Genomic DNA, 23,970 nt, shown 5'->3' on the forward strand with positions numbered 1-23,970 from the left:
TCATTGCGCTTAGAAGTGACTTGCCTGCTGGCCCGGTACTTTGGGTTCATTCCACACATTCAGCGCGTCGTGCGTGACCTTGAAGTTCAGTTTCCACAGCTGCTGACCGTCACCGTGTACGGCGCCTTCGCGCAGATCCTACCGCTCCTTTCCCGTCCTGCTCACTCAAAGAAGGAACAGCGACCGCTCAAGTAGACGAAGAAATAAAGTAGCTACTCAGCACGAATCAAACTCTTGATGAGCAGGTCCGCGCAATTCCACAACGTCTCAAAAGACGTTTCTTCTTTTCTCCTGCGAAACCCGGCCTCCGCTGCAGGGCGCTGCTCCCGCTCGCTTTCTGCCGCAGACGAGCGCCTGCCCGTGCAACCGGCTATGGGGTCAGCTGAACGTCGTTCATGGACACATCAGGGGATTGCAAAACGCCGTTGATGTACACCCCTGGGGTTATCTGAACGTCGTCGATGAACACCCCTGGAGTGATCAAGACGGTTCCGTCGGTGTATACCCCCGGGGTCACCTGAACGCCGTTGAGGTACACCCCTGGAGTGCTCACGACGATTCCGTTGGTGTACACACCCGGGGTCGGCACCGTGTCATTGGAAACCAACGGAGCGTTGCCGTTGGTCCCATTATCGGCATCGGCCATCAGGATTTGAGCAGAAGCGGCGCTGTTTAAGGAGAACAAACTCGCGAGCAAAACAATTATTTTCTTCAGGGCAGTCTCCTCACAACGCGTCAGTCATCCAGTACTCAACAACACGGCGTATGACAACCGTATTTCAGTTCAGAAAAAAGATATGGTGCCCCGGCCGCTTGCAGCAACATGCCGCACCTCTCCACGCCCGCAGCCCCGGTCCGGAAGCAAAGCAAGGCCCCGTGTGCTGCAGTGCACGCCCGTTGCGCGCTTCTTTGACGGGCAGCACAGGAGCCGTGTACCGTTCTTCTTGGCAGAGGGCCAGATTCCCGCCGAGCTTGATTCAGCGTAAGCGCCTCAGGCCCGGCGGGGAACCCGTCCTTTTTTGTGCGCTCCCGAGCTTCGTCTTGGGTCACGAAGCTGATCCTCCGCCGGACCGGGGCTGACGCCCACGTTCCGGCGGCGACAGAGGGCATGACCTCCTCCATCTGGACTGAATCCACCGCCCCCAGCGCCCTGACGCTCACCCGACGCCTAGGACCGGCCCCACGACGATGACGTCACAGTTGGGCGCTGGACCATCACCGAGCAGCAAGCCCAGCCAGAAGGCACGCTGTCCCTCAAAGACGTGCTGACCGCCTACATCGAGGGCGGCACCTTCGATGACCGCAACAACGTCACCGGCCTCCCGGACCAGCGCCGGCGCTACCGCGGCGTCCAGGCCAACCCCCAGCCCTGGGGCCGCCTGCAGTTCACCGTGACCCGCACGGACCGGGTCGGCAACGACGACTTTCTGACCTTCCGGGTCCAAATCGGCACTGTGCCCTCACTCGGCACGCTGAAAGACGCCCTGGACAGGTAACGGCAGGACGCTGCAAGACTTGCCGCAATAGGTCTTGATCCGCCATCACTCTGGGCAGAGGGTTAACCTGCCACGTGATGGTTCGTCCTTGCACGTCTGGTTCAAGTTCCGCTTGGATGTCCGTCAGCAAGGCGTCCAACCCCACCCCTTGGAGCTGGAGGGGCTGCTGGGAGGTACGGGCGAGGTCAAGCATGGAGTCGATCAGCCCGTTCATGCGTCGGGCCGCTTGCTCAATAATCGTGAGATACCGGGTGGACTGGTCGGTCAGCTGGTCTTTCAGTGAGGTGCGCAGTAGCTGGCTGAAGCCCGCAATATGCCGCCCAGGTGTGCGCAAGTCATGCGACACGCTGTAGGCAAAGGCCTCGAGTTCTTCATTGGCGTCACTCAGCACCAGGGTGCGGGTATCGAGGAGGTCACACTGGGCCGTCAACTGTTGGATGTGTTCGGCCCGCTCAAGCGCCAGGGTGAGACTGCGCATGGTCGTTTCCAATACCGCCCTGTCGACGGGTGTCCAAGTATGCGGTTCAAACAGAGCAATAAGGAACAAGCCCACGGGTACGCCATGCAGCACTGGTGTTTACGCACCCTCATCCGAGCCATGTGTCAGCACACGTTGACCACCTTTCGTGGTTGGAGGAGCAGTGTGTGCGGTTGTTGGGTAAGTCTTTGGTGGTGAAGGCGTCCACCCTCTTCCACTGGTGGCCCCGACTTACCCAAATGCATTAACCGGCTTTGGTAGGAGAGCTGTGGCGAAGGCGCGGTAACGATCGAGAGCCGGTTTGTACTGGCCGGACGAGCCCGGCTCGATGACCTCACCCGCTGCTGGCGCGAGTTCGAGGTCGCTCAGGCTAGGCTTGAATCCGACCAGTTTGCTCGGAGGCGCACCAAGTCCTCCGGTGGGAGAGGCTTGGCGAGAAGGTAGCCCTGGATGTGATGACAACCCAACCCTCGAAGCGTCTCGAGTTGCGCCTCGCTCTCCACACCCTCCGCGACCACGCGCATCTCCAGATCCCTCCCAAGGTTCACCACCGCCCTTACCAGCGCCAAGCTGCTCGGCGTCGCCTCAAGCCGGTTCACGAAGCTCTTATCGATCTTCAACGTGTCCAACGGCAGGTTCTGCAGGTGAGCCAGGCTCGAATAGCCAGTGCCGAAGTCATCCACCGCTACACCCACGCCCAGCGACCGCAGCAGCACGAGCTGCCTGCGCGTCTCAACCACATCAGCCATCACGAGGGATTCCGTCAGCTCAAGCTCCAACAGGTGAGGCTCCAGCCCGCTGTCCTCGAGCGCTCGCACGACCTCATCCAAGAAGTCCGCTCGGCTGAATTGCATTGCGCTCACGTTGACCGCGACCCTCAATGGCCCTGCGGGTGAGCGTGCCCACTCGCCCGCCTGCCTACAGGCTTCTCGCAGCACCCACGCGCCAATCCCCACCATCATTCCGCTCGCCTCGGCCACCGGGATGAAACGCCCCGGCGGGACAGGGCCCAGCACCGGGTGCCTCCAGCGAAGCAGCGCCTCGGCGCTCACGAGCTCTCGAGTTACCGCGTCGAACAGAGGTTGATAAACGAGGTGGAGCTCGCCTCGCTCGAGCGCGCGGCGCAGGTCACTCTCGAGGCGCAGACGCTCGGCGGCAGCTTCACCCATCACGGGCTCGAAGCATGCGATGAGGCCGCGGCCTTTGGCTTTGGCGCGGTACATTGCCGCGTCCGCATTGCTCTTGAGGGTTTCTGTGTCCTCGCCGTCCTCCGGGAATACGCTCAGGCCGATGCAGGCTGTGACGTGAAGCGAATGCCCTGCGATCTCGAAAGGGTCGGCCAGTGCCTGGAGCAGCCGCTGACCGACCCGGACGCCGTCCTCTGGGGTGAGAAGGTCGTCGGCGATGAACAGGAACTCGTCGCCACCGCGGCGCGAGAGCGTGTCACCCTTGCGCATAAGGGCCTGCAGTCGTCCGGCTGCCTCACGCAAGAGGAGGTCTCCGGTGTGATGGCCGAGCGAGTCATTCACCGTCTTGAAATCGTCGAGGTCCAGGAAGCCAACGGCCACGCGACGGCCAGAGCGCCGAGCGCGGGTGATGGCCAGCTCGAGCCGGTCCTCGAAGAGCGTGCGATTCGGTAGTGCGGTCAGGCTGTCGTGATGCGCTTGATAGCGCAGCTCCTCCAGGAGCGCCCGCTTCTCGGTGATGTCGTGGAGGTACACGCTCAGGCCCACTGCGGAGGGGTAGGCCCGTACCTCTCGCCAGGCCTTCAGTGGCTCGTAGTACGCCTCGAACGCAACAGCGACGTTCTCGGTTACGGCACGGCGGTACTCGCGCTCGAAAATCGAGTCGAGCGCGGCCGGGAACTCCTCCCAGACCACTCGGCCGATGAGGCTCTCGCGGGAGCGTTTCAGGAGACGCTCGGCGCTGGCGTTCACACGGGTGAAGCGCCATTCATGGTCGAGGGCGAATAACGCGTCGGTGATGCTCTCCAAGATGGTGGTGACCTCCTGGAGCGCGTCCTCGAGTGCGCGGTGGGACGCATCTTTGGTCGCTCGGCCCGTTCGCATGTTGCCGTTCAGCGTAGCGCTCGGCGTATGACAGCGATCTGAACCTTCAGCAGCATATAGGCGTCCAACTCTTTTCTGTGCCGGGGTTAGTCCATCTCTTTTGAAGCAACTCTGAGGAAACGTAGTATAAGTCTTGAGAATTTCCTTAAAGTGCCAATGTGTTGCAGCCGCAGCGCTTTCTGCTGATCAACGACAGCTGAAATCTTTGTGTGTTGAGCAGAGCACGCAAGTCCGCGCCGTGCTGGACAGTCTTGCTTAGACGTGGACCGTGTTGCCGCTTCTACCAGCGGACTCCTTTGACGCCATGACCCGCTGCCGAGACCTGAGGCTGCAAGGTGGGGCGATCTACGACACCCTCATCACGCAGGCGGCGCTGCGGGCGGGAGCGGCAGGGCTGGTCACCCTCAACGCCAAGCACTTCGTGCGCCTCGGTGCTGAGGTAGAGCAGCTGATGATCGCACCAAAGCTTTCGAGTTGAGCGGCCGAACCCTCCAGATCACTCCACCGTTCTTTTGCTCTGCATCAGCGCTCGAACGGCGGCGGGATCGAACTGCTGCCCTGCGCCTTCCTGTAATGCTTTTAGAGCATGCTGCGATGTCCAGGCGGGTTTGTAGGGCCGGGCGCTGGTCATGGCGTCAAACGCGTCAATCACGCAGAACAGCCGGGCCAACAGTGGAATGCGCTCTCCGCTCAACCCCATTGGGTAGCCACCCCCGTCCCAGCGCTCATGATGATGCAGCACGACGTCCAGAGCGCCTGTAGGGAGGTTAGGAATCCGGACGGCCAGGTCATGGCCCAGGCGGGGATGGGTGCGCACCCAGGCCCATTCCTCCTCACTCAGCGGCCCCGCCTTGAGCAGCACGTGATCGGGCAACCCCACCTTGCCGACGTCGTGGAGCAGCGCGCCCAAATACAGGGCTTCAGTGTCCTGTGTATTGAGGCCGGCCTGCTGCGCGACTCGCCGGGCCAGCTGCGCGACGCGCTGGGTGTGGCCCTGGGTTTCCAGATCGCGCGCTTCCAGCAGGGCTCCGATCATCTCGAGCGCCTGGTCGCGGGCTTCGCGCAACTGCTGACCCTCCTGGGCGCGCAGAGTGGCGTGCTGAGCCCGTTCAGCAATGCCGCGCAAGGCGGTGGCGGCTAGGGGCAGAGCGGGGGGGGCACTGGGCCAGGCCAAGATCAGGTGTTGGGTTCCAAAGGGTTCGATCAGGAGGCTAGCCGATTGCAGGCCCACCTGAGTCCAGCACGGATGCTGGACGTGCAGCAGGCCGCTGTAGCGTAGGGTCAAGTCACCGGTCAGCGACTTGATCCGGTCTGGCCCCGCGAGGAACGCGGCCTGTGCTCCGAAGCCAGACGCCGCGAAGCGCAGCCCGGTGCGCAGCAATTCCTGCGGGTCTTGCAGGGGGCGCAGCAGATCGCTGAGTCCGGCAATGACCCGCAGCGCCCGGTTCTCGGCGGGAAGATCCAAACTCTGCGCCCCAGCGCCACCGGCTTCGAGCAGACACGTGAACAGGTTCAGCACGGCTTCGGGCACCGGGGCGACCGGATCACCTGCATCAGTCTCACTGTCGAGGTTGAGATGCGCCTGGACACTCCCATTGAGCGCGAGGGGCACCAAGGTGTTGCGCTGGAGCGTGTCCAGGTGGCCACATTCCCGCAGGACTTCATAATGCTCTAGCGGCCCGAACGAAGCCTCGATCGTGTCCAGGCGCGCTTGTAAGGCTCTCCCAGTCAGGGTGCGGGGGTGTCCGGCATGCCAGTGGGCATCTGGCCCGCCGTACCAAGCCCGTTCGGTGAAGCCTGGTAAATGTACGCCGCGCAGCGCTTCGGGATAGCCGCACAGGGCATGCACCCGGAAGTGGGCCCCTTCCCGCAGGGTGAGGGTGGCCCGGTCAACGTGCGGAAGATGGTGCACCAAGGCGGCCAATAGTGCGTCCCAGTGGGCCGCAGGCAGCAGGCCCCCTGCAGCGCGCTGGGCAGTGGCCGCGTCACGGGACAGGCGAGTCAAGTCATTCAGCAGGGCAGTCGTCATGGGGAGGTTCGCGCGCAGGGCACGGGAAGGAGCACTGTGCCTGCCCGGCGTCAGGGTGGAGTCTGCTCTGTGGTTGGAGTGCTGGGATTCCAGACCGAACTGCTGCTCGTTGACGGAGTCGGTGGGGGTGAACGTACACTGGGACATGATCACCTTGACGTTTCGAGGTCGGCAAGGGCACTGGGCGCTGTTCCGAACAGCGCAGGGGCAGTTTTACAGGGCAGAAGTTCGGGCGTTGGAGCAAGACCAAGTAGCGACGTTGATGGGCGCAGACTTTGGGGCTGCCGCCTTGTTTCCGCAGCCGCAAACGTGGTGGTTTCGGGTCGATCATCGACTCATCACGCGCTCCCGGCCACACGAGACCTTGGCGCTGTACCCGCGTGCTGAGACGGCCATCGCCAACCTGTTCTTGCGGTTGGAGCGGGATCCCACCGTGCAGTACAGCGGTTCACTCGACGACTTGACGCCCTCCTGGGGCTGACCTGAACGGCACCTGGATGCGGAGACAAGCGAGATCGAGAGCTGCTGTTTCAACCCTGAGCTAGAGGCGCAAGTCGCTCTAGTCCGGGAAGACAGGCAACCTCAGCGGGTCGCTCTTCATTTCTTTGGCTGTGCGCGGGATACAACCTATCTCTCAGGCACGTTTCTGGTTCTCCGCTCAGGTTATTTTTAACAGCGCAGCGGGCGTTCGGCTGGCTGCAGTTCAGGCACGCCCCCCTCCTCCCCAGCGTCAGGGCCCAGGGACCACCCCCAGTTGCGGGCGCTGCCCCTTTCGTTTGTGTTGGACAGACCCAACAAGATCTCCTGAACTTCGCGCTCCACGCCCACAGCCCAGATGGTCAGCCAATCGCCTGGCAGCACTTGCCTGTCTGACTCGCACTCCAGACGGGGGAGCTCCTCACCGGCACTCCCCTACCAGTACGAGCGCAACGCTGAGAGAAGAACATTGTCAGTATGCGTTCCGGACGCGCTTTGTCGTTGCGGTAGGAGCTTTGGTCTGGCAACAGCGGCCGCCTCAGTCTCACTGTTGGCAGAGGCCGTGGCGTATGGTGCGGCGGGGCGCATCGCGTCCCTGATCAGAAACGGGCCGCCCAGTGGCGGCAGGAGTTCAAGTGAGAGAGAACCGGGCATGAATGATCATCAACATCATCGGTTAACCCCCCGGCAGGGCAACCAGTCTTTGGGGGCGTCGCCCGACGGAGAATTCAGCCGGATCACTCGCGCGGCTGCCCGCTTGTTTAATGTCTCCTTGGCTCAGATCAGCCTCACCGACGAGACGCGGCAGCGGCTCTTCCCAGGGCATGATCACTTTCTGTCGTCCTCTTCGCCGGAACTGCCGTTCGGTGACGCCCACCCAACGGCTCTGCTTGAAGTGCCAGACCTCACCTTGCACCCTGATTTTGCAGTGCATCCGCTCGTTATCGGTTCAGACGCCTTCCGGTATTACGTTAGCGTGCCGTTGCTGACTCGCACCGGCGCGCTCCTGGGCACGTTCTACCTCTTGGACACGGTGCCCCGCGTCCCGCTGTCTCCCAGTCAACAGGCGGCCCTGTTGGACTTGGCGGGGTTAGTCCAAGACGTCCTGAACCGCCTCCAAGGCCAGACAGAACGAACTGCTGAACTGCTGAAAATGGCCTCACAGGACTCCTTGACTGGTCTACCAAACCGCCGCGCTTTCGAAGACGCCTTTGAGGACGCCGTGAGCGCCGGTGAGCCGTTTGGACTGATGCTGCTGGATCTGGATGAGCTCAAACAGGTCAATGATGCACAGGGCCACGCGCAAGGGGACCATCTGCTGTCTAGTTTCGCCTGGGCTCTGCAGGACGAGTTCGGCGCACAAGGCCACATCTACCGGTGGGGCGGCGATGAGTTCGTGGTGCTGCGGAGAGGGAACGCGCCTGCCCTTCAAAGTGTGCGAACCCAGGTCAATCGGGTGGAGCAGCAAGTCAGGCTCAGAGGCCTGCCTGGCGCACGCGTGTCCATCGGAATGGCCGAATTCCCGTTGGACGCCCTGGCACCGAATGACCTGCTGCGCCTGGCAGACCAGCGCATGCTGCGCGAGAAGGCCGCGCGGCGCGCGGCGCGTGGCCTGAGCGGCCATGCCCTTGATAGCCAACCTACTATCTGGTCCGGGGAACTGCTCTGGCAGGCCCTGCGGGCGACGTCCACTCTGATCAGTGCCGATGGCGTGATTGATCAGGCGGGCTGGCAAGCCTTCCTGGAAGCGGCGGTGGCGGCCCTGCCCGGAGCAGAGGCGGGATCCCTCTACGTGCTGGAAGGCACCATGTTTGTCCTACAGGCGCAGGTGGGGTACTCGGCTGCGCTGCTAGGTGCCGGCCGCTCTCCAGCCACCATGCGCCGCTGGCATGGGTCGGAAGGGTGGCAGGGAGGCGTGGCCCGCGTGCTCCGCGGTTCAACTGAGATTGTCGCTCGCGCCCGTGGTTACGAGCAGCTTCCACGTGAGTCAGCGTCCCTGACGATGAACGACCTGTGTGCCGTGCAGCAGCTGCTCGCCAACCTGTTGGTGCCCGTGGTGGTACGCGGGCGGGTCGTGGCCGCTTTAAATCTCGACAACCTGCGCTCACCGCGGGCCTTCGCGCCGTACGAGGTGAGGATGGCTCAGGAGTTCGCCCGGCAGGCGGCGGCCATCCTGGCCGCCCATGACCGGCACGCGCGGGAGGCCGCACGCACGCAGGAGCTCGAAGTGCTCGTGCATGCCAGCGCCGCACTCAGTGCGGTGCAGACCCCAGAGGAGGTGGAGCAGATTCTGGTCGCGGAAACCCGGGCGTTGCTGCGCACCGAGCATGTGGTCTTCGCCCGTTACGAGCACGACACTCACGCCCTGCGGCTGGTGTCTCCGTCGGGCATGTATGCTCAGTATTCGCCGGGCTTGCTGCCGCACGGGCAAGGCGTGGCGTGGCAGGCCATTCAGGCCCAAGATGTTGTGCACGTTCCCAAGATGTTGGACGATGAGCGGATCTATCTCAGGGAAGGACTGATCGATGGCGCGTTGATAATTGCCCCCCTTGCGCCGGTTGCAGACGCCCCAGTGGGCGCACTGGCGGCCGTGCGCGCCGCCCCATTGACATTCAGTGATCTTGATGGTCGGCTGCTCGGAGCGCTCGCCTCGGCGGGTGTCACGGCGCTTGAGCGGCTGCAGGCCGCCGCGCAGGAGCGGCGCCGCTCGCAGGAACTGCAGATTCTTGCAGAGCTTTCGGAACACGTCGGGCGGGGTAATGACAGCCGCTCCGCCGCGGAGGAGTGCCTCGGCGCTGCCCGCACGTTTCTGAATGCGGATCTCGCAGTGTTTGTCTGTGCGAACCGGGCACTGACAGTGACCCACGGTGCCGTCCCCGCCTCTCTGGGTGATGTATCAGCAGAAGAACTTGAAGCACGTCTTCACGGATCCGGTGCGGATGACCGCGCAGCATTGTGCTTCGCGACTCACCGCTATCCCAGCGCAGGGGAAGCGCATGCGGCCCTCGTGGAAGCGGGGGTTCAGGCCCTGGTGAAGGTGCCAGTCCTAGAACGGGGTCAGCGGGTAGGGGTGGTGGCGCTAATCTGGTTGCGGCCTTTGGGCGTCCTCCCCGAATCGGCAGCGCTCCTGATGACCCGAAGCGCGGAGCTGATCGGCCAGGTGCTGGATCAGGAAGCGCATATCGAAGACCTGAAGGGCATCCGGGAAGGCGCGCTCCTTACCTTGGGAATGGCTCTGGAACTGCGCGATTTTGAGACGGCGGGGCACACCGAGCGGGTGGTGTCAATGGCGCTCAGGATCGCTCAACGCCTGGGCATGGAGGGGACGGCGTTGGCAGAATTGCGGGTGGGCGCCTACCTGCATGACATTGGGAAGCTCGCCGTTCCCGACGCGATTTTGCTGAAGCCTGGGCAACTGGATGCCTACGAGTGGGGGGTGATGCAGCGCCATTCAACGATTGGCGACGAGCTGGTGGCACGGATTCCTACAGTGACGGCCCAGGCCCGCAGTGTAGTTCGGCATCATCATGAACGGTGGGACGGAACCGGCTACCCGGACCGCTTGGCTGGAACGGACATTCCAATAGGCGCCCGGATCTTCAGTGTCGCGGACGTCTACGACGCGCTGACGAGTGAGCGGCCATATAAGGCTGCGTGGACGTCACAAGAAGCCTTATCGGAACTCATCTCGCAGGCAGGACATCAATTTGATCCGGAGATCGTCCGTGCTGCGGTTGAGGTGTTGACCTCAACCCGCTACCCCATGGTCTCGCCTTGCTGATCACAAGCCGCACCAGTCCTGTTCAGCGTACAGAGGGGTTGTGTTGTCTTAATCGGCCCCAAGGCAGCTGGAGGGCAGGGGTCGCCTGAACCTCAGGCACCCCTGCCCACGTCTGGAACGCTTGCTGCTGGTCGATTTGTCTAGTCGTGGCGGAAACGCTGGTTCGGGTCTGATGATGAGGGTTCTCGATCCGCCCGTGCAGGTGAAGGAATTCCTGCGCTCATTTCCTCTGCCTTAATCTCTGTTGTTGGCCTTCTCGACGCCGTGTCGGTCGGTGAGATTGTTCAATCATGTTGTTCCAGCGTGCCGGAGAGATCACCTGTTGGTGGTCGACGCCCTCCAAGCCCGGAATCTCCCGAATCGCCGCCCCATAGCTGCGAGGCTGATCATTATGAATGACCTCAGGGACGTCATATTCACCCAGGAGCCTGATCAGGAAGGTCTTCGCGGTTTCAATGGCGCGGTGCCGTTGGAGGAAAACGTTGAGCACGAAGCCGTGCGCGTTAACCGCCCTCCAGCAGGCAGGGGTGCCCAGGCGCGTCCGTTCTGGTCAAGGCGAGCCAGTGGCGGACGCCATCGACGGTATCTCGTCCAGATACCAGCGGAAACTCCGTCGGGATTCCCGCTGGCGCAGTTCTTCTGCGAACAGCGGCCCAAACTTGATGCACCATGCGCGGAGGGTCTCGTGGCTGACCTGTTGAACCGCACTGGTGGAGTCATTCCTGAACGTCTCAGGAGCTCAAGCGAAAACGGTGGGAGAGCCACACGGCGTGCGGAATGATCGTCACCTTGAATCGGTGGCGGGAGGGTTTCGGGTCAGTCACAGCAGGTCAGCCTCCCCCGATCCGGTTAAGGCAACACAACCCTTGATTCCTCTGTTCTTGTTATTTGTGTGGGAGAAGCCATGCTTATCGGGTCTGTCCGTTCCGGCCATGGGCTGGATTCACCTTTGCCCCAGGCGGCCCGGCTGATCGCGGCCGGGTGTCGGGCGGTGTTTGTAGAGATGAGCCGGGGCGATCATCTCAACCGGCCAGTTCTGCACCGCACCATCGATCTCCTGCGCTCCGGGGACGTCTTGGTCGTCGAAGATTTGGACCGGCTCAGCAGCAACCCGCTGCACCTGAACATTATCCTGCGCCGCCTGGAGGATCGTCAGGCCAGCCTAAACGTGTTGAGCTTTGAGGACGAACTTGTGCCTGTCCGGTAAGCCCTCACGCTGGAGCTCAGGGGCCCGCCCCTCGACGGTGCTCCCAGAGCAGCCGCACAACGCTGCACCAGGAGGTGAAGACCCCTCCGACTACAGCTCATCCAGTTGACCGCTGGCCTGGTGCGCGTCCAAGCCCAACCCACTGTGGCCCTGCTTGGTGGTGCTGACCTGGGAGGAGGCGAGGGCAGAAGGGGTGAGAAGGCCAGGTCACAGCTTGCGAAGAAACCTCGCACCGTGACCTTGTCCTTATCCTGCCTTACGTTCCCTTCCATCTCAAACGCTCCATCAGAACCACCCCCTTGCTCAGGCCAACGCTTGCCAGATCAGGCGTTCGATCCTGACGTCTTAGCCCTGAAGGTTACAAAAGCAGATCTCACTTTCTAGGCTGCTGGCGAGGGCACGGCAGCATCACTCTGAGAGTTGCCGGGAAGACATCAAACAAATGTGCAGCCCCGGCCTAAATCCGCTTGCGGATCATCTCGCGTCACTCATTAAACGAGCCGGAATCCGATATTTTCTGCAGCCAAACAACCTACCAAAGGGCGGGCCTGAAACACTACTTCCTCAGCCGGGTTTTTCCTTACGATCCAACCGTTCCAGCCTTCAGTAGCCGACAACTCTACTTTTTCCCTGTCCCAGAGGGGATATAGGCTGGGTCAGCAGGAAAAGGAGTGTCGGGAGCGTCTCGTGACCCCAGCGAAGGGCATCAATGAGGTATTGCGCTCCGTAGGCCGGAAGGCTGATGGCCTTGCGGCCATGTTTCAGCGTCTTGATGGGCTTGTGCTGTGACCTCCATACCCCGATCTGCAAGCAGTTCAGCCACGCCAAAACGACGAAGCCGAACACCCTCTCGAGTGCCTGTGGATCAGACATTCCAGTGCGTTCCAGGTCAAAGCCTCTGGATTTTAGACTGCTGAAGGTGCATTCCACGGACCAGCGCCTTCGGTACAGGACAACCGTGTCCCAGACGTTGAAATCGGTCGCAATGAGCACAAGGTCACCTGCAGGTGACCTTGTGGCGACGACCTGCATGACTTCCCCAAAGACACAGGCTTTTTCCGCCAGACAACGGTACTGCCCCGGCGCGATATCGTCGAACCATTCGGACGCTCGCAGACCGTCAAGCTGGGTGTTTTTCTTCACGCGCACCGCCCGCTTGATGCCGCTTCTCCGCAAAAAGCGGAACCACTCTGCACCGATGAATTCCCGGTCGGCGACCAGGCCACGCCAGCGGGAGGCGAGAAAGACCCGGAGCAATTGGCTGACCAGCCACATGCGGGTATGGGTGTCACTGTTGCCCGTGTGATCCAGAGCATCCCAGACCAGAGGGATGGTGTAGCCATCTATCACGACGCCCAACACCAGCAGATTCATCGGAGACTCGCCATACTCCCAGTTGGTGCGGTCAAGACTCAGCAGCCATGTTCCTGGAGGAATACGGGTCAGAATGAGGGCCAGGAACACCCGCATCGTCAGTTGTTGATCCCCGACGCCGCGTTCCACGCGGCGTTTTTTAGCTTCTACACTGCTGTTCCCTGGCATGTGGGGCGAAAGTTTGAGGTGGTTGACGTTCTGGGCCGTGATCATCGCCAGGACGATGTCAATCAGGCGCTGGAGGGTGTCGATTCGGAGGAAAGGCACCGTGCGCTTGAACTCAGCAGCCAGTTCGGTACTGTGGGGAGAGGCGGGAGATGAGGTCTGCATACCTCTCAATCTCCCGCCTCTTCACGTCTCCAGCACAGTCAACATCTCAATTTCGTGAAAATCCTCGACTGGGACAGCGTAAAACCTAAGTTGTCGGCTACTGAAGTTCCAGCCTTTTAAGGGTGAGGAAGATGGCAACGATCACAGCGCCGACAATGATTCCAAACCGAAACCGCCGTGCTTCCTCTACCGGAAAGACTCGCAGGTACACCGCTCGTTCCGGGTGCTTCAGTGGATAGAGAACAGTGATGCGATCTCCTACCCTTGGGAGCCCATGATCTGCGAGAACTCGGCAGCGAGGATCCAAACTCGTCCCACTTGAGTCATCATCGAATCCAGCTCTGCCGCTCTGAAACTCCTGACCACCTACGCTGTACCGATAGCTGAACTCACATGTTTGAGGATTTCGCATTGTCCCGGAGTGCAAGTTGGCAGGCAGGGAGGCCCGTTCGACGATAGCTGTAGTGGGAGGCCAGTTCACAGCCGTCCAGTAGCTCCTCATCCCGATGAAGGGGCTAACGATAAAGCTCAGGATGAAGCTCAGCGACAGCAGGAAGATGACGACCTTCACAGGTAGGGGAACAGAGCTGGCAGGGGTGAATGTGACCTTCATCGCTGGAAGCAGAGTAGGGCAAAGTAGCAACTGAGCGTCCCTCTTTTCTCTGGTCTAAATCCTCTTAGGCGAGAGTAGAGAGCAAGCTATGAGCATGGATGAGCTACCCAGCCGCTCTCAGCTAGTCACGCTAGTGCAACGCCTTCTACACGGGGAGTATCGCGATGAGGAGGAAGGCGACCAATTGCTGGTGGATTTGCAGCGCGATCTTTTCGATCCTCAAGTGAGCGATTACATTTTCTGGCCAGACCGAGAAATGACGGCTGAAGAGATCGTCGATCGCGCGCTTGCTTATCAACCCATCGTCGCCCACTGGTCGCCCGAATAGTTACGGTTCTACTCGGGATCCATGCTCAATAGTTCTCTGACCTAAGCCGCCTTAGGTCATAAAAGATAGACGGGTTTTATCCGGGTAAAAATAAAAATGGTTCTCCACTCCAAGGCATAAGTACAGTGGTCTTGTGACTCAGACGCTCATCCATCCGAAAGACCTACAGCAAGCCTTCCACATCTTCCTAAAAGACCGCTCTATCAGCTTTGGTCAGGCCGACGTGTCCACGCTGTTCGATGCATTTATGGCGTTTTTTGAAGAGATCCGGGTAGAGAATTGTCGAGTGGGGGGTGGTGAGTTTTCTCCTCTGGATTACCTTCACTTTGAGGCCTCCTCCGGAGTTTTCTATTTCGAGCGATTGCTCTATGTGCCAGTTTCTATGCTTGAGCCTGGGGACGAAGATGATGGAAGTCGAGAGAAATGGGGTTTGGTGGTCTCCCCAGCAATGGCCATGTTTGGGAGTGCACCCGATTTCCCTAACGTGAACTTGTGGAGTATGGACTTCCCAGATGCCACCACATTCACTGAAGCAGTACGAATACACCCAGCCATGAAGTGGGGTATGTCGCTTGGCCCAGTACTCAACGAGACAAGTTATGAACAGGCGGGCTAAACAGGACGAGGGCTACCAAGCTTGTGGTCACGCGAATTACCCTCACCTCAAAGGTTGCCCCTGCTGAACTTTGTCTCTCTCGGACGAGATGTGCGTCGCCCTTCTCAGTCACCCTGTTCCCAGGGTCAGATCAACTCGGTGTGCTCAGGGAGAACCGCGCCATACCTTTCGAGAATGTCGACCGTTTCTGAATGGATGTCGTCCACTGTGCCGTAGCTGCCCTGGAAAGCAAGATCGAGCAAGTCATCCAGCATGGACACCTCGTGTGCGAACTGATCGGGAAGTACGCCTTCAACATTCGCCCCGTAGAGCAGGCGAACCACACGCTGTAATTCGTCTGGCTGCTGAACAAGATGCTGATGCAACATCCTGCACAGCATCTCCACGCTGTCGGAAGAAAACTTTGGGTCTGCAAGTTCCCGCAGGCTGTGAATCAGGTCGTTCAGGCGCTTGCCATTCAAACTGACTTCCAACAGAGCCTCGGGGGGCGTCTGCAGCTGCACAATCCAACCATCGGCCCACCGAACGACGTCAACGGTCTGAACGACGTCAGCGATGAGCAAGTGGTAGAACACCCTCGCCTCCAGCGCTACAGGTGCAGGAATCACCGCGCCAGCATAAGGGGTTTGAACGCTTGGATTGGTTGAGTTGGATCGGGAGAGGTTCACCCCTTGCAACTGCCCCGCAACCCGACCACCACCGTTTCCCAGGATCACGCTACGACCCTGCAGCAGGGATCCCCCTGCTTCAAGTGCAGCTCAATCCTCGGTCAACCTGCCCTAAGCTCACCCAGTGGCTTCTCTTCCTGTGGTTTTGTGTGTCCTTGCCCTGCTGCTCACCGCCTGTATGACCGTCTCCTCAACCGCGACCAAGCCCGCGTCCTGTGGCTCTCCAGACGAGATCGGGCTCGCTGCTACCCATCAGCTTGACGTTCAGGATGCGGGTCACCTCCAGCTGCGCACCACGCTACAGTTGTTCTCAACCCCAGAGATGCCCGTCGCCTTCGACGTCCTCTACCTCGTGAACGGAGAAGTGAAGGCACGGGTCAATGATCAACTGGCAAGCTGCTCCCAAGCCGTCACCTTCACTCAAACGGTAGCGGCCACAGCTCAGGATGCGGTCAGCGTCATCTTCACGCGCAGCATCCGCGAGAAGCTTGAAGAAATCCAGGCGGCCCTTCAGGAACCAGTGGTAGGGTTGCTGATCTCCCGGCCCTTGAGTGAAGCTGAGACCTTCCAGGATTCGGCCTGGTCCGGCGCCGCGGCGCCGAGTGGCGTGCCCACGTCAGGGGCGGTGAGCCGGGTCTCCCTGGTGGGGGAGCACCCTCAGAGCATTTCAGCCAGTGTATTTCCCGCCGGAACGCCGCTGGAACTCGGGCTGGCTAACGCGCTGGAGGAGACGGTGGGGGTCACCGTGGCGTGCTTCAACAACCGCACTCAGATCCTGGTGGGCGGGCAGAGGTCAGCTCATGTGAAGCTGCGCCCCGACACGGTGATCCAGTTGCCCCTGGAGTTTGCAGCGGAACCTGGGCTGAATTACGTCCAGTGCTATTCCTTGAGAGCGGTGCTCGCCAACGGAAAACGGGCGACCCCATGGGCACCGATCTTTGCCGCCATCGTGCAAGGCTCTTAAACGACCGTTCAATCACCTTTAAAAGAAAAAACACCTCTCAAGCCGACGTTCAAGAGCCGTTATACAGGCTTGATTGATGCCCAAGGGGGTTTGAACGCTCGTTGAAAGACCCGTGGAAGGGAATGGAGAAGGCAGGTACCCTGATGATGCCTGACAACGCCAGCTCAAAGACCTGAACCTGTTGGGGATGGTCGCGCACTGGGGTGGTTGGTGGCAGAACCGTTCCAAACCACAAGGCTTTCCTGTGCTCTCCATTCACCCCGCGCTGCTCTAAACTGACCCTATGTACGAGTCGGTCAAACGCAAGAGGGCCACTTCGCAGGCAGTGGTGCCCCAATGGTCTGCCCCGGCTCCACTTGAACCCCGGCCAGATCCGGTTGAGGGGATTCAGCGGGCCTTGATCGCCCACACCTCCCGGCCCGTTTCCGTGCAGCGCCGTGCCGCACAGCCCGTCTTCCAGGCTGGAGAGGTACAGAGAGGTGAAGTCCAGCGGCTGACCACCGAACAGGCCGCGGTGCAACGCCAACTCACTGCACTGCCCGCCCTTCCTGCAGATGCCTTCTCTGCTGCTTTTCAACGCCAGCAAACTCCAGCTACGCCCCCCTTAAAGCCGCAGTCACCCGCCGAGTGGGTAGCAGTCATGCGTTTTCAGGCCGAGCAAGTTGAAGGGCGCTTGATGGACGTGCATCAGGCTGGGCAATTTACTGCGCTGCAACGGCAGGTGGCGCAGGTCTTGCAGCAGGGCTACCGTCAAGACCGTCAGCCTCCAGCCGCGCGCCAAGCCCAGTACGCCGAACATTTAGTCGCGTTGCAGCGTCATCCCGCGAGTGGACAGGTGGCCCGTGCGGTGATGGCCCTGATTCCAACAGGCGAGCGGCCTGCTCTGCAACGGGCGGTGGATGAGGCGTTACAACGTCAAGCCAGCCAAGACGCTCAGGATCAAGCGGCCCTGACTCAACATGCCTTGCAACGGAAGAAAGCTGAGCTAGAAGCCGAAGCCCTGCAGCCTGTCTTGAAGCGCATTCAGGCCAGACGTGGGGCGGGCAATCCCTTACCTGCCGCCATTCAACGCCACTTGGAACAAGGGCTCAACCACGATCTGAGCCGGGTGCGCATCCATGACGACGCCGAAGCGGACAAACTCAGCAAGAAGGTCAACGCTCTGGCCTTTACCACCGGCACAGACATTTACTTCCGCAGCGGCCACTTCAATCCCAACACCCAAAGCGGCCTAGAACTCTTGGCCCACGAGGTCACGCATACCGTTCAGCAGAGTCGGGGCCGTGTCGGACAAGGCATTGACCCAGACGCCGAGCTAGAAGACGAGGCGCGGACGACAGGAGCAGAGCTAGCCCGCACGTTTTCCCCGGCCTCGTTCTTGAAGACCCCACATCGCCGCTCGCAGGCGGTGTCGCGCTCCCTCGCCCCACTGACGCCCAGCCACGCGGCACAACGTGTCGCTTTGCAGCGCAGTCCCTGGGGCGACTGGTGGGGCACGTTCAAAAATAAAGCATTGGAATTGGCCTTGGAAGGGGCCGCCCAAGTGCCCAACGGTGCGGTGATCGTCGCTGCCTTCAAGCGCAGTCAAGGGGTCTTCCAAAAGATTTTTGCCAACCCCGGCGCGTTCTTCAGCAGTCTGTTTGGCGCGGTGGGCAACGGCTTCAAGCTCTTCCGCACCAATATTGAGCGGCATCTCAAGACGGCGCTGCTGGACTGGCTGACCGGCACAACCGTCGCCGCTACGGGTGGCATGCTGGCCTTTCCCAAGACGCTGGACGGCAAGGAACTGTTGGGCTTCGGAATGAATCTGCTGAACCTGAATACCGCCACGCTGCTGAAGCGGCTGGGCAAACGGTACGGAGCGGCGAACGTCCAAAAAGCCCAGGGGCAGCTGGCGGTCTTGCAGCAGGCCAAAGGCGGCCTACACCGACTCAACGAGTTTCGCAGCCTGGACAGCCAAGCCAAAACGGGGATGCTGACAGCTGCGCGGGGCTACGCCATGGAGACAGTGGCGCAGCAGGCGGTGGTCTGGGTCAGTGGCTTCCTGGCAACTGGAGGACTTGGCCCGGTAGCGAAGGCGGCCTTCAGTCTGGTCAGTACTTTCTTGCAGAATGCTCAGACGTTCGGCCAAGTCGGGGCAGGGATCTTGGACAGCGTGCAGGACATCGCGGCAGGACAGACGGCCAAGGCCGCCCAGACGGTGGAGCAGAACTTGGGCCGGGTGACGGGCCTGGTGCTGAAGTTCGTCTCCAAGCTGTTGGGGCTCGACAAGATCGGTGGGGCGCTGCGAAGAGGCCTGACGGCAGTGCAAAAGCCGATCAACACCGCCATCGACAATGTCGTGGGCAGCAAGCCCGTCCAAGCGGTCTTCCAAAAACTCAAAGCTGCAGGTGGAACAGTCGCCACGAAGGTCACGGGTGGACTCAACAATATCTGGATCGCTCTCCGCGGCTCAGCCCCTCGGCTCACCGAGCAGGTGCCGGTTCGGGGCACGAAGCACCATCTTTGGGTCGAACTTCAGGGCGAGCGCCCGGTGGTCATCATGGCCTCGAATCCTCTGCCGCTGCGCCAACAACTGACGCAAATGGAGAAGGAGGCCGCCGCCTTCCTGAGCGGCCCTGAAAAGGCCATGGTCAATAAAGCCCAGTCGGACGCAAACGGGTTGGTTGACACGGGGATTCAGGCTATGTTGAGCTACGTGCAGACACGGCCCCGAGGAGCCAATCCTACGGCCGACGAAGCGTGGCTCCGTGCCAATACCAAAGCGATCCGCGGCAAACTCGCTACGTTGGGGAAAGACACCATCACCAAGGTCAATGCCCGCATCGCACCCGCCGTTGCTCTCTTGGATCAGCACATCACTTCGCCAGATGATTTAGGAGCTGCGATTGATGGAGCCGGCGGCATCATTGCCTTTTTACAAGCTATTGCCGCTGGCCGAACTGTGGGTGGCTTAAACCGTGCCAAGTTCGCCGCGTTGTGGACCCGCACGACTGCTGGCAGTACAGAGCACCGTCGCGAGGTGATTGAACGTTTCAGAGCCGCCATGCCAGGTCACCATGAATGGATTCCCTGTGATCTGATCTTGGAAGTGGTCGAAAAAGAGTTCCGAGCTCAACAACTTGGAACCGCTGTGGAATGGGTGAAATTCCAGCATCTTACTCGCAGTTTAACCCAGTATCTGGTCTTTAAGACTCCTCGTGTATTGAACGGGAAAGCCCTCATTCAGGGGCACTCGGGAGCCGCCTACTTGGGACGCACCAACCTTCAGAACCGAACCACGTACACGCCGGAAACAACCGGACAGGCAGACTTCCATAATGCTCTACGCTCAGCGTTTAGAACAGGCTCAGATCACACTGCTGTGGTGGGTAACATTCATGCTGTGATGACTCAACATCTTTGGAATGGTCACCAATCGTTTAGTTTGGAAATTCATCCAGACAGCTATTGGCGCTCAGGAGTGAGTACGTATCTTAACTTCAAAAAAGAGTACGCCAGTATAAGCAAAGTAATTGCTCAAAATTATACTAAAATAAAAGGAGCGATCCACTGATGGCAGATATTGTTATAAATATGGATGCAGAGGTCGCGCGTCAGCGCATTTTCACGTCTGAATTAGAAGAGATTGAACAGTCGAGATACTTGAATTTTGTCGAGCATTTTCCCAGTGCAAACTTCTACGCGAATACCATGGACGCACTCCAATCGTATCAAGAGGATCAAAAAATCAAATTGCCTGCCTGGTTCTTAACTTACCGTTCCACCCTCGCAGAAGCGTATGCCGGGGCAGATGACCTCGCGCTTCAGTTTGCTTCGTTCACTGACCAGTTTCATGTCGGCTCTCCCCGTCGCCGTCAACTCAGCGACATGTGGTACACCCTCTCCCTCCCTGGACTTCCAAAAGGAAAGAAGGAACGGAATATCCTGTTGAAAGGTAGCCCATCTATCAAGTTGTTTCCCATCGCGGTAGATATCGTGGACGATCGGTATCAACTCGGGATCAATCTCAATAAAGATGACACGAGAATATACGAATACCATATTGAAGATGTTCAAGCGTCTTTCAGCAATGGGGAAGATATTTCAGTCAGTCTGTTCCCCGTCTTCGCTTCTCCAGGCGATCTGCTGAGCCGCATCCAAAACATCAGACACGAAGGGCACATCGATACGAGTGCTGCTTCTCCGTAGGGTGGAGCGTTCGTTCCAACTCAGGAGGGCTTATGTGATTCGTCCAAAGACCCCTCCTCCGGTTAGGGCACACTTGTCGATGAAGACAAGGCCCAACCACTCCGCAGCCGTCATAAGCTCTTCGAGGTCATTCCCTGTACCTGTTCAACCAACAACAAGCTCACGCCAGAGTGCGTGCATCAGCACTTTCCACAGCTGAACAAGACAAGTACCTCGTTCTCGTTGAGCGCTTCCCTAAGGCCACCTTCTTTGCCAACACGGCTGAGCAAGTGACCCAATTGGCCCAGCAACAGAACATCAAGCTCCCAGAGTGGTTTCAACTGTACCGAACCACGCTCGCCGAGGCCTTCAACAGCGAGACGGAGCTGCTGATCCAATTTGACCGCTTCTCAACGGAGTTTGATGTCGGCACACCCAGCCGCTTTGAGCTGTCAGAGACGTGGTATGAACTCAGCTTCCCTGGGTTGCCTCGGAAAGGGCTGGAGCGTCAGGCCTTGTTGAAGGGCAGTCCTACGCTCAAGATCTTCCCCATCGGGATGAAAGAAGGCGACCCCGACCTTCAACTCGGGATCAACTTGAGTGACAGCGAGACCACCATCTACCAGTTCTCGCTGAGCAGTGTGTTTGCGACGTTCAGCGCGGGTGAGGACACGGCCACCGTGTTGTTCCCGGTCTTTACTTCCCCGGCGACCTGCTGAGTCACATCATGAGCGTGAGACATGATGGAGTGCGGTCGGAGAAGGTGTGACACTGCAGCCCCAGAGAAGAGGTCGGTAGAGCGCTGGTGTAGGTTCATGCTAGAAAGTTTTGGCAAAACCCTATGGCAAAAAGAAGCACAAAAGCAACAGGGTTTTGCAACAAGAAAAGGCCGTGTTCATCGCACCATCCTTCGCTCGGCAAATCCCTTCCCTTTTGCACAGCCTTGCAGTGGAATTGTGGGCGAGTTGGACAAATTGCAACCCTTCGCTAGGTTAAGCCCTACTGGCGCAGGTTGCCTGAGTAAGCCAGTCGTATCGGGAGTGCGGAAGAGCCGCAACAACGGGTCAAGCCCACTATGGCGCTGATCCATTCCGAATGTAATCCTTACTCCTGCTTGCGCCTGTCCAAGAGCATTTCTCTCCCTTCTCCTCATCCTCAGATGGGATAAATCCACTGGGTGGGCCGTACAGCGAGCAACACTGCTTCTCTGAATGACCTCATCTGCCTGACCGCCGACCTAGTCGAGCCCGGAGAGTTTGGTCAGCAAGCCCGATTCCACCGTCAAGCCCGGCCCAAAGGCCATCGCGCAGACCCGCTCGTGGTCGTGGGCGCTGTGCAGCAGGCTATGCAAAATAAACAGTACGGTGGCGCTGCTCATGTTGCCGTACTCGCGCAGCACCTCCCGCGAAGGCTTCAGCTGTTCGGCGCTCAGGTTCAGGGCGCTTTCCACCTTGTCCAGAATGCTGCGCCCGCCAGGATGAATGGCCCAGTGTTCGATCTGAGAGTGAGGGGCGTCCGCCAGTTCAGGGTCATGGGCCAGCAGCGGCACCAGTGCGCCCGAAATATGCGTTTCGATGATGGACGGCACGTAGGTACTCAGCACCATGTCGTAGCCGAGGTCGCCAATCGTCCACGCCATGTCTGCCTCGCCCACTCCGGCAGGCGTCAGCGTGGTTTCAAAGTGATCCATCCGCAATACGGGTGTACCGGGGCTGGGACGGCGGGCACTGACCAGCGCGGCGGCGGCGCCATCGGCAAAGACCGAACTGGCGATCAACGTATCGGGGTCGTTGGAGGCGTGCATATGGATGGTACACAGCTCGGCGCTGACCACCAGCACCACCGCGTCCCGGTCGGCCTCGCAAAACGCCTTCGCCATCTTCAGGGCTGGAAACGCCGCATAGCAGCCCATAAAGCCCACGTGGAAGCGTTGCACGTCGGGGCGCAGGCCCAGCGCCCGCACCACCGCATAATCGGGGCCGGGGGCAAAAAAGCCCGTGCAGGACACCGTGACCACATGGGTGATGTCGCCGGGCTGGATGCTGGGGCTGGCGGCGGCCATGACCTGACGTGCGGCCTGCACGAACAGTTTGCTGGCCTCCACGATATAGAACGCGTTGCGTGCCCCTGTGCCGGGCTTCAGCATCCGGCGCGTGGCCGGGTCATAGAACACGCCCGCAGGCTCGTCGGCGGCCCAGTTGAATTCACCGATGGCGCTGTGGCGCTGATCGATGCCGGAGGCGTTGAAGATGGTGCCGATGATGCGCTGACCCAGGCGATCTAGTTCGGGCTGGGCCTTCATCACGTCCCGAATCACAGATTGCGGGTACACGTGCGGCGGCACCGCCGTTTCGATGGCATGGAGAAAGACAGACATCGGCTTAGCGCCGGCCGGGGAGCAGAGAGAGGCCGGGGAAACAAGAGGTTCGAGTGAAAAAAAGACAAGACATCATGGCACGACCTTTGGAGCAGAAAAGAGCAGGACGATCACCCGGAGGTTCGTCCTGCCTTAGCGGGGAGATGATTTATTTGCCGCGCAGCGGAACGGGCTGGTTGTTGTTGAGGTCAAAGCCGCTGTTGGGATCACGGGGTGTGTTTTGCAAGAAGGCCCGCATCTGCCACTGGTATTTTTCGATGGCATGTTCGACTTCCTGCAAGAGGTTGGCGGTGGTGGGATCAACTTTTTCGATGTCGCCGATACGCTGAAACAGACGCTGGCCGACCGTTTCGTATTGGTAGGTAAAGAACTGGATCACCTGGGCATCGTCGAGAAAGCCGCCCGGAATTTCGGGCAGGCGTGACGCGGCCACAACGGTGATGGCGCGGCCGTCGCTGGATGATCCGACTGCCAGCATCCGCTCAGCCACATCATCGGCATATTGGCTGATGCCCTCGTAGTGCTCCTGAAGCAGCTCGTGCAGGGTGTACCAGAGCGTGCCTGAGACGTTCCAGTGCGCCTGCTTGGTCTGAAGTTGCAGGGCCTGCAATTCGGTAAGGGTATTTTGCAGCGCGGCCACACTCTGTTTCAGATTATCGGTGCCCGACGAGGGCAAGCGTGTCGGCACGTTGTAAGGCAGAGGTGAGGCCGTGCCAGTGCCGGTCGCACTGGGCTGACCGGTCGTGGGCTGGGGCGTATTGGTGCTGGTGGCAGGCACTTGGTTGCCCGCAGATTGGGCACCGGCCACGGCAGAACCGAGCAGCAGGACAGAAATAAAGATCAGGTGTTTCATGGGGTCTCCAAAGTGAACGGGGTGAAGGGTTGGTGGGCGAAGGACTCAACGCTAAAGACGAAGTGTTAGACGGGTGCAAGGAAGAGGGCGCCGTCAAGATCAGCTCAACTTTGCCTCAAGCTCCTGTGAAGGAGAGCGTG

20 protein-coding genes and 1 pseudogene are annotated in these 23,970 nt (G+C 60.0%); 12 read left to right on the forward strand and 9 right to left on the reverse strand.

The window, feature by feature from the left end; all coding sequences use genetic code 11:
- Positions 1 to 195: hypothetical protein (locus E7T06_RS21510; RefSeq protein ID WP_205750939.1), on the forward strand; the 195-nt coding region annotated here is incomplete at its 5' end.
- Between the two features lie 175 nt (positions 196 to 370).
- Here E7T06_RS21510 and E7T06_RS21275 read toward each other — a convergent pair.
- Positions 371 to 646 (reverse strand): hypothetical protein, encoded by a 276-nt coding sequence (locus tag E7T06_RS21275; protein WP_168733553.1) that lies wholly within the window; start codon positions 644 to 646, stop codon positions 371 to 373.
- Positions 647 to 1,262: 616 nt separating this feature from the next.
- Between E7T06_RS21275 and E7T06_RS21280 the strand changes: the two genes are divergently transcribed.
- Positions 1,263 to 1,496 carry a hypothetical protein gene (locus tag E7T06_RS21280; RefSeq protein WP_168733552.1) on the forward strand — a complete coding sequence of 78 codons (234 nt, stop codon included), beginning with the start codon at positions 1,263 to 1,265 and terminating at the stop codon, positions 1,494 to 1,496.
- Here the strand turns inward: E7T06_RS21280 and E7T06_RS14400 are convergent.
- The gene (locus E7T06_RS14400) at positions 1,387 to 1,974 is read right to left on the reverse strand and encodes a histidine kinase dimerization/phospho-acceptor domain-containing protein (RefSeq protein ID WP_240741078.1); all 588 of its coding nucleotides are present in this window, start codon (positions 1,972 to 1,974) and stop codon (positions 1,387 to 1,389) included. The two genes, E7T06_RS21280 and E7T06_RS14400, sit on opposite strands and share 110 nt — an antisense overlap.
- Before the next feature lie 365 nt (positions 1,975 to 2,339).
- On the reverse strand, positions 2,340 to 4,043 hold the full coding sequence (locus tag E7T06_RS14405; RefSeq protein ID WP_136366479.1) for an EAL domain-containing protein: 1,704 nt from the start codon (positions 4,041 to 4,043) through the stop codon (positions 2,340 to 2,342).
- A gap of 304 nt (positions 4,044 to 4,347) precedes the next feature.
- Between E7T06_RS14405 and E7T06_RS21285 the strand changes: the two genes are divergently transcribed.
- A complete protein-coding gene (locus E7T06_RS21285; RefSeq protein ID WP_168733554.1) occupies positions 4,348 to 4,521 on the forward strand; it encodes a hypothetical protein in 174 nt (57 codons plus the stop codon).
- A gap of 18 nt (positions 4,522 to 4,539) precedes the next feature.
- Here E7T06_RS21285 and E7T06_RS14410 read toward each other — a convergent pair whose 3' ends face one another.
- Complete coding sequence (locus E7T06_RS14410; protein ID WP_136366480.1) at positions 4,540 to 6,219, reverse strand: HD-GYP domain-containing protein; 1,680 nt, start codon at positions 6,217 to 6,219, stop codon at positions 4,540 to 4,542.
- On the opposite strand from E7T06_RS14410, the gene E7T06_RS14415 reads away from it, so the two are divergent.
- The gene (locus E7T06_RS14415) at positions 6,218 to 6,553 is read left to right on the forward strand and encodes a hypothetical protein (RefSeq protein ID WP_136366481.1); all 336 of its coding nucleotides are present in this window, start codon (positions 6,218 to 6,220) and stop codon (positions 6,551 to 6,553) included. The genes E7T06_RS14410 and E7T06_RS14415 overlap by 2 nt on opposite strands.
- A gap of 648 nt (positions 6,554 to 7,201) precedes the next feature.
- The gene (locus E7T06_RS14420; RefSeq protein ID WP_168733555.1) at positions 7,202 to 10,330 is read left to right on the forward strand and encodes an HD domain-containing phosphohydrolase; all 3,129 of its coding nucleotides are present in this window, start codon (positions 7,202 to 7,204) and stop codon (positions 10,328 to 10,330) included.
- 106 nt (positions 10,331 to 10,436) lie between these two features.
- Here E7T06_RS14420 and E7T06_RS14425 read toward each other — a convergent pair.
- Positions 10,437 to 11,154: pseudogene (locus E7T06_RS14425) on the reverse strand (DDE-type integrase/transposase/recombinase); the annotation flags it as partial.
- 80 nt (positions 11,155 to 11,234) lie between these two features.
- Between E7T06_RS14425 and E7T06_RS14430 the strand changes: the two are divergent.
- Entirely contained in the window at positions 11,235 to 11,537 is a 303-nt protein-coding gene (locus E7T06_RS14430; protein ID WP_136366483.1) for a recombinase family protein, read from the forward strand.
- A gap of 603 nt (positions 11,538 to 12,140) precedes the next feature.
- On the opposite strand, the gene E7T06_RS14435 is transcribed toward E7T06_RS14430, so the two are convergent.
- Positions 12,141 to 13,124, reverse strand: coding sequence for an IS4 family transposase (locus E7T06_RS14435; protein ID WP_168733558.1), 984 nt, complete (start codon positions 13,122 to 13,124; stop codon positions 12,141 to 12,143).
- An 824-nt stretch (positions 13,125 to 13,948) separates the two neighbouring features.
- Between E7T06_RS14435 and E7T06_RS14445 the strand changes: the two genes are divergently transcribed.
- The gene (locus E7T06_RS14445; protein WP_136366486.1) at positions 13,949 to 14,182 is read left to right on the forward strand and encodes a hypothetical protein; all 234 of its coding nucleotides are present in this window, start codon (positions 13,949 to 13,951) and stop codon (positions 14,180 to 14,182) included.
- Between the two features lie 133 nt (positions 14,183 to 14,315).
- Positions 14,316 to 14,798, forward strand: a complete 483-nt coding sequence (locus tag E7T06_RS14450; RefSeq protein ID WP_136366487.1) for a hypothetical protein — start codon at positions 14,316 to 14,318, stop codon at positions 14,796 to 14,798.
- A gap of 125 nt (positions 14,799 to 14,923) precedes the next feature.
- Here the strand turns inward: E7T06_RS14450 and E7T06_RS14455 are convergent, their stop codons facing one another.
- Positions 14,924 to 15,514, reverse strand: coding sequence for a hypothetical protein (locus E7T06_RS14455; protein ID WP_136366488.1), 591 nt, complete (start codon positions 15,512 to 15,514; stop codon positions 14,924 to 14,926).
- 76 nt (positions 15,515 to 15,590) lie between these two features.
- Between E7T06_RS14455 and E7T06_RS14460 the strand changes: the two genes are divergently transcribed.
- The 4 genes from E7T06_RS14460 (at position 15,591) to E7T06_RS14475 (ending at position 21,319) form a co-directional block, all read left to right on the forward strand.
- A complete protein-coding gene (locus E7T06_RS14460; RefSeq protein ID WP_136366489.1) occupies positions 15,591 to 16,430 on the forward strand; it encodes a hypothetical protein in 840 nt (279 codons plus the stop codon).
- 283 nt (positions 16,431 to 16,713) lie between these two features.
- Entirely contained in the window at positions 16,714 to 19,986 is a 3,273-nt protein-coding gene (locus E7T06_RS14465) for a DUF4157 domain-containing protein (RefSeq protein WP_136366490.1), read from the forward strand.
- A complete protein-coding gene (locus tag E7T06_RS14470) occupies positions 19,986 to 20,621 on the forward strand; it encodes a hypothetical protein (protein ID WP_136366491.1) in 636 nt (211 codons plus the stop codon). Before E7T06_RS14465 ends, E7T06_RS14470 begins: the two co-directional genes overlap by 1 nt.
- Positions 20,622 to 20,899: 278 nt before the next feature.
- Positions 20,900 to 21,319, forward strand: a complete 420-nt coding sequence (locus tag E7T06_RS14475) for a hypothetical protein (protein WP_136366492.1) — start codon at positions 20,900 to 20,902, stop codon at positions 21,317 to 21,319.
- Positions 21,320 to 21,837: 518 nt separating this feature from the next.
- Here the strand turns inward: E7T06_RS14475 and E7T06_RS14480 are convergent.
- A complete protein-coding gene (locus tag E7T06_RS14480) occupies positions 21,838 to 22,977 on the reverse strand; it encodes a type III polyketide synthase (protein WP_136366493.1) in 1,140 nt (379 codons plus the stop codon).
- A gap of 148 nt (positions 22,978 to 23,125) precedes the next feature.
- The gene (locus E7T06_RS14485; protein WP_136366494.1) at positions 23,126 to 23,830 is read right to left on the reverse strand and encodes a Dps family protein; all 705 of its coding nucleotides are present in this window, start codon (positions 23,828 to 23,830) and stop codon (positions 23,126 to 23,128) included.
- Positions 23,831 to 23,970 lie beyond the last annotated feature (140 nt).

Origin of the sequence: Deinococcus sp. Arct2-2, from assembly GCF_004801315.1 — a bacterium.
GTDB lineage: Bacteria > Deinococcota > Deinococci > Deinococcales > Deinococcaceae > Deinococcus.

Excerpts from the sequence above, each read along its gene's own strand:
- E7T06_RS21275 (WP_168733553.1), bottom strand. The coding sequence starts at position 646 with ATGGCCGATGCCGATAATGGGACCAACGGCAACGCTCCGTTGGTTTCC.
- E7T06_RS14400 (WP_240741078.1), bottom strand. The coding sequence starts at position 1,974 with ATGCGCAGTCTCACCCTGGCGCTTGAGCGGGCCGAACACATCCAACAG.
- E7T06_RS14405 (WP_136366479.1), bottom strand. The coding sequence starts at position 4,043 with ATGCGAACGGGCCGAGCGACCAAAGATGCGTCCCACCGCGCACTCGAG.
- E7T06_RS21285 (WP_168733554.1), top strand. The coding sequence starts at position 4,348 with ATGACCCGCTGCCGAGACCTGAGGCTGCAAGGTGGGGCGATCTACGAC.
- E7T06_RS14415 (WP_136366481.1), top strand. The coding sequence starts at position 6,218 with ATGATCACCTTGACGTTTCGAGGTCGGCAAGGGCACTGGGCGCTGTTC.
- E7T06_RS14410 (WP_136366480.1), bottom strand. The coding sequence starts at position 6,219 with ATGTCCCAGTGTACGTTCACCCCCACCGACTCCGTCAACGAGCAGCAG.
- E7T06_RS14420 (WP_168733555.1), top strand. The coding sequence starts at position 7,202 with ATGAATGATCATCAACATCATCGGTTAACCCCCCGGCAGGGCAACCAG.
- E7T06_RS14430 (WP_136366483.1), top strand. The coding sequence starts at position 11,235 with ATGCTTATCGGGTCTGTCCGTTCCGGCCATGGGCTGGATTCACCTTTG.
- E7T06_RS14435 (WP_168733558.1), bottom strand. The coding sequence starts at position 13,124 with ATGATCACGGCCCAGAACGTCAACCACCTCAAACTTTCGCCCCACATG.
- E7T06_RS14445 (WP_136366486.1), top strand. The coding sequence starts at position 13,949 with ATGGATGAGCTACCCAGCCGCTCTCAGCTAGTCACGCTAGTGCAACGC.
- E7T06_RS14465 (WP_136366490.1), top strand. The coding sequence starts at position 16,714 with ATGTACGAGTCGGTCAAACGCAAGAGGGCCACTTCGCAGGCAGTGGTG.
- E7T06_RS14470 (WP_136366491.1), top strand. The coding sequence starts at position 19,986 with ATGGCAGATATTGTTATAAATATGGATGCAGAGGTCGCGCGTCAGCGC.
- E7T06_RS14480 (WP_136366493.1), bottom strand. The coding sequence starts at position 22,977 with ATGTCTGTCTTTCTCCATGCCATCGAAACGGCGGTGCCGCCGCACGTG.
- E7T06_RS14485 (WP_136366494.1), bottom strand. The coding sequence starts at position 23,830 with ATGAAACACCTGATCTTTATTTCTGTCCTGCTGCTCGGTTCTGCCGTG.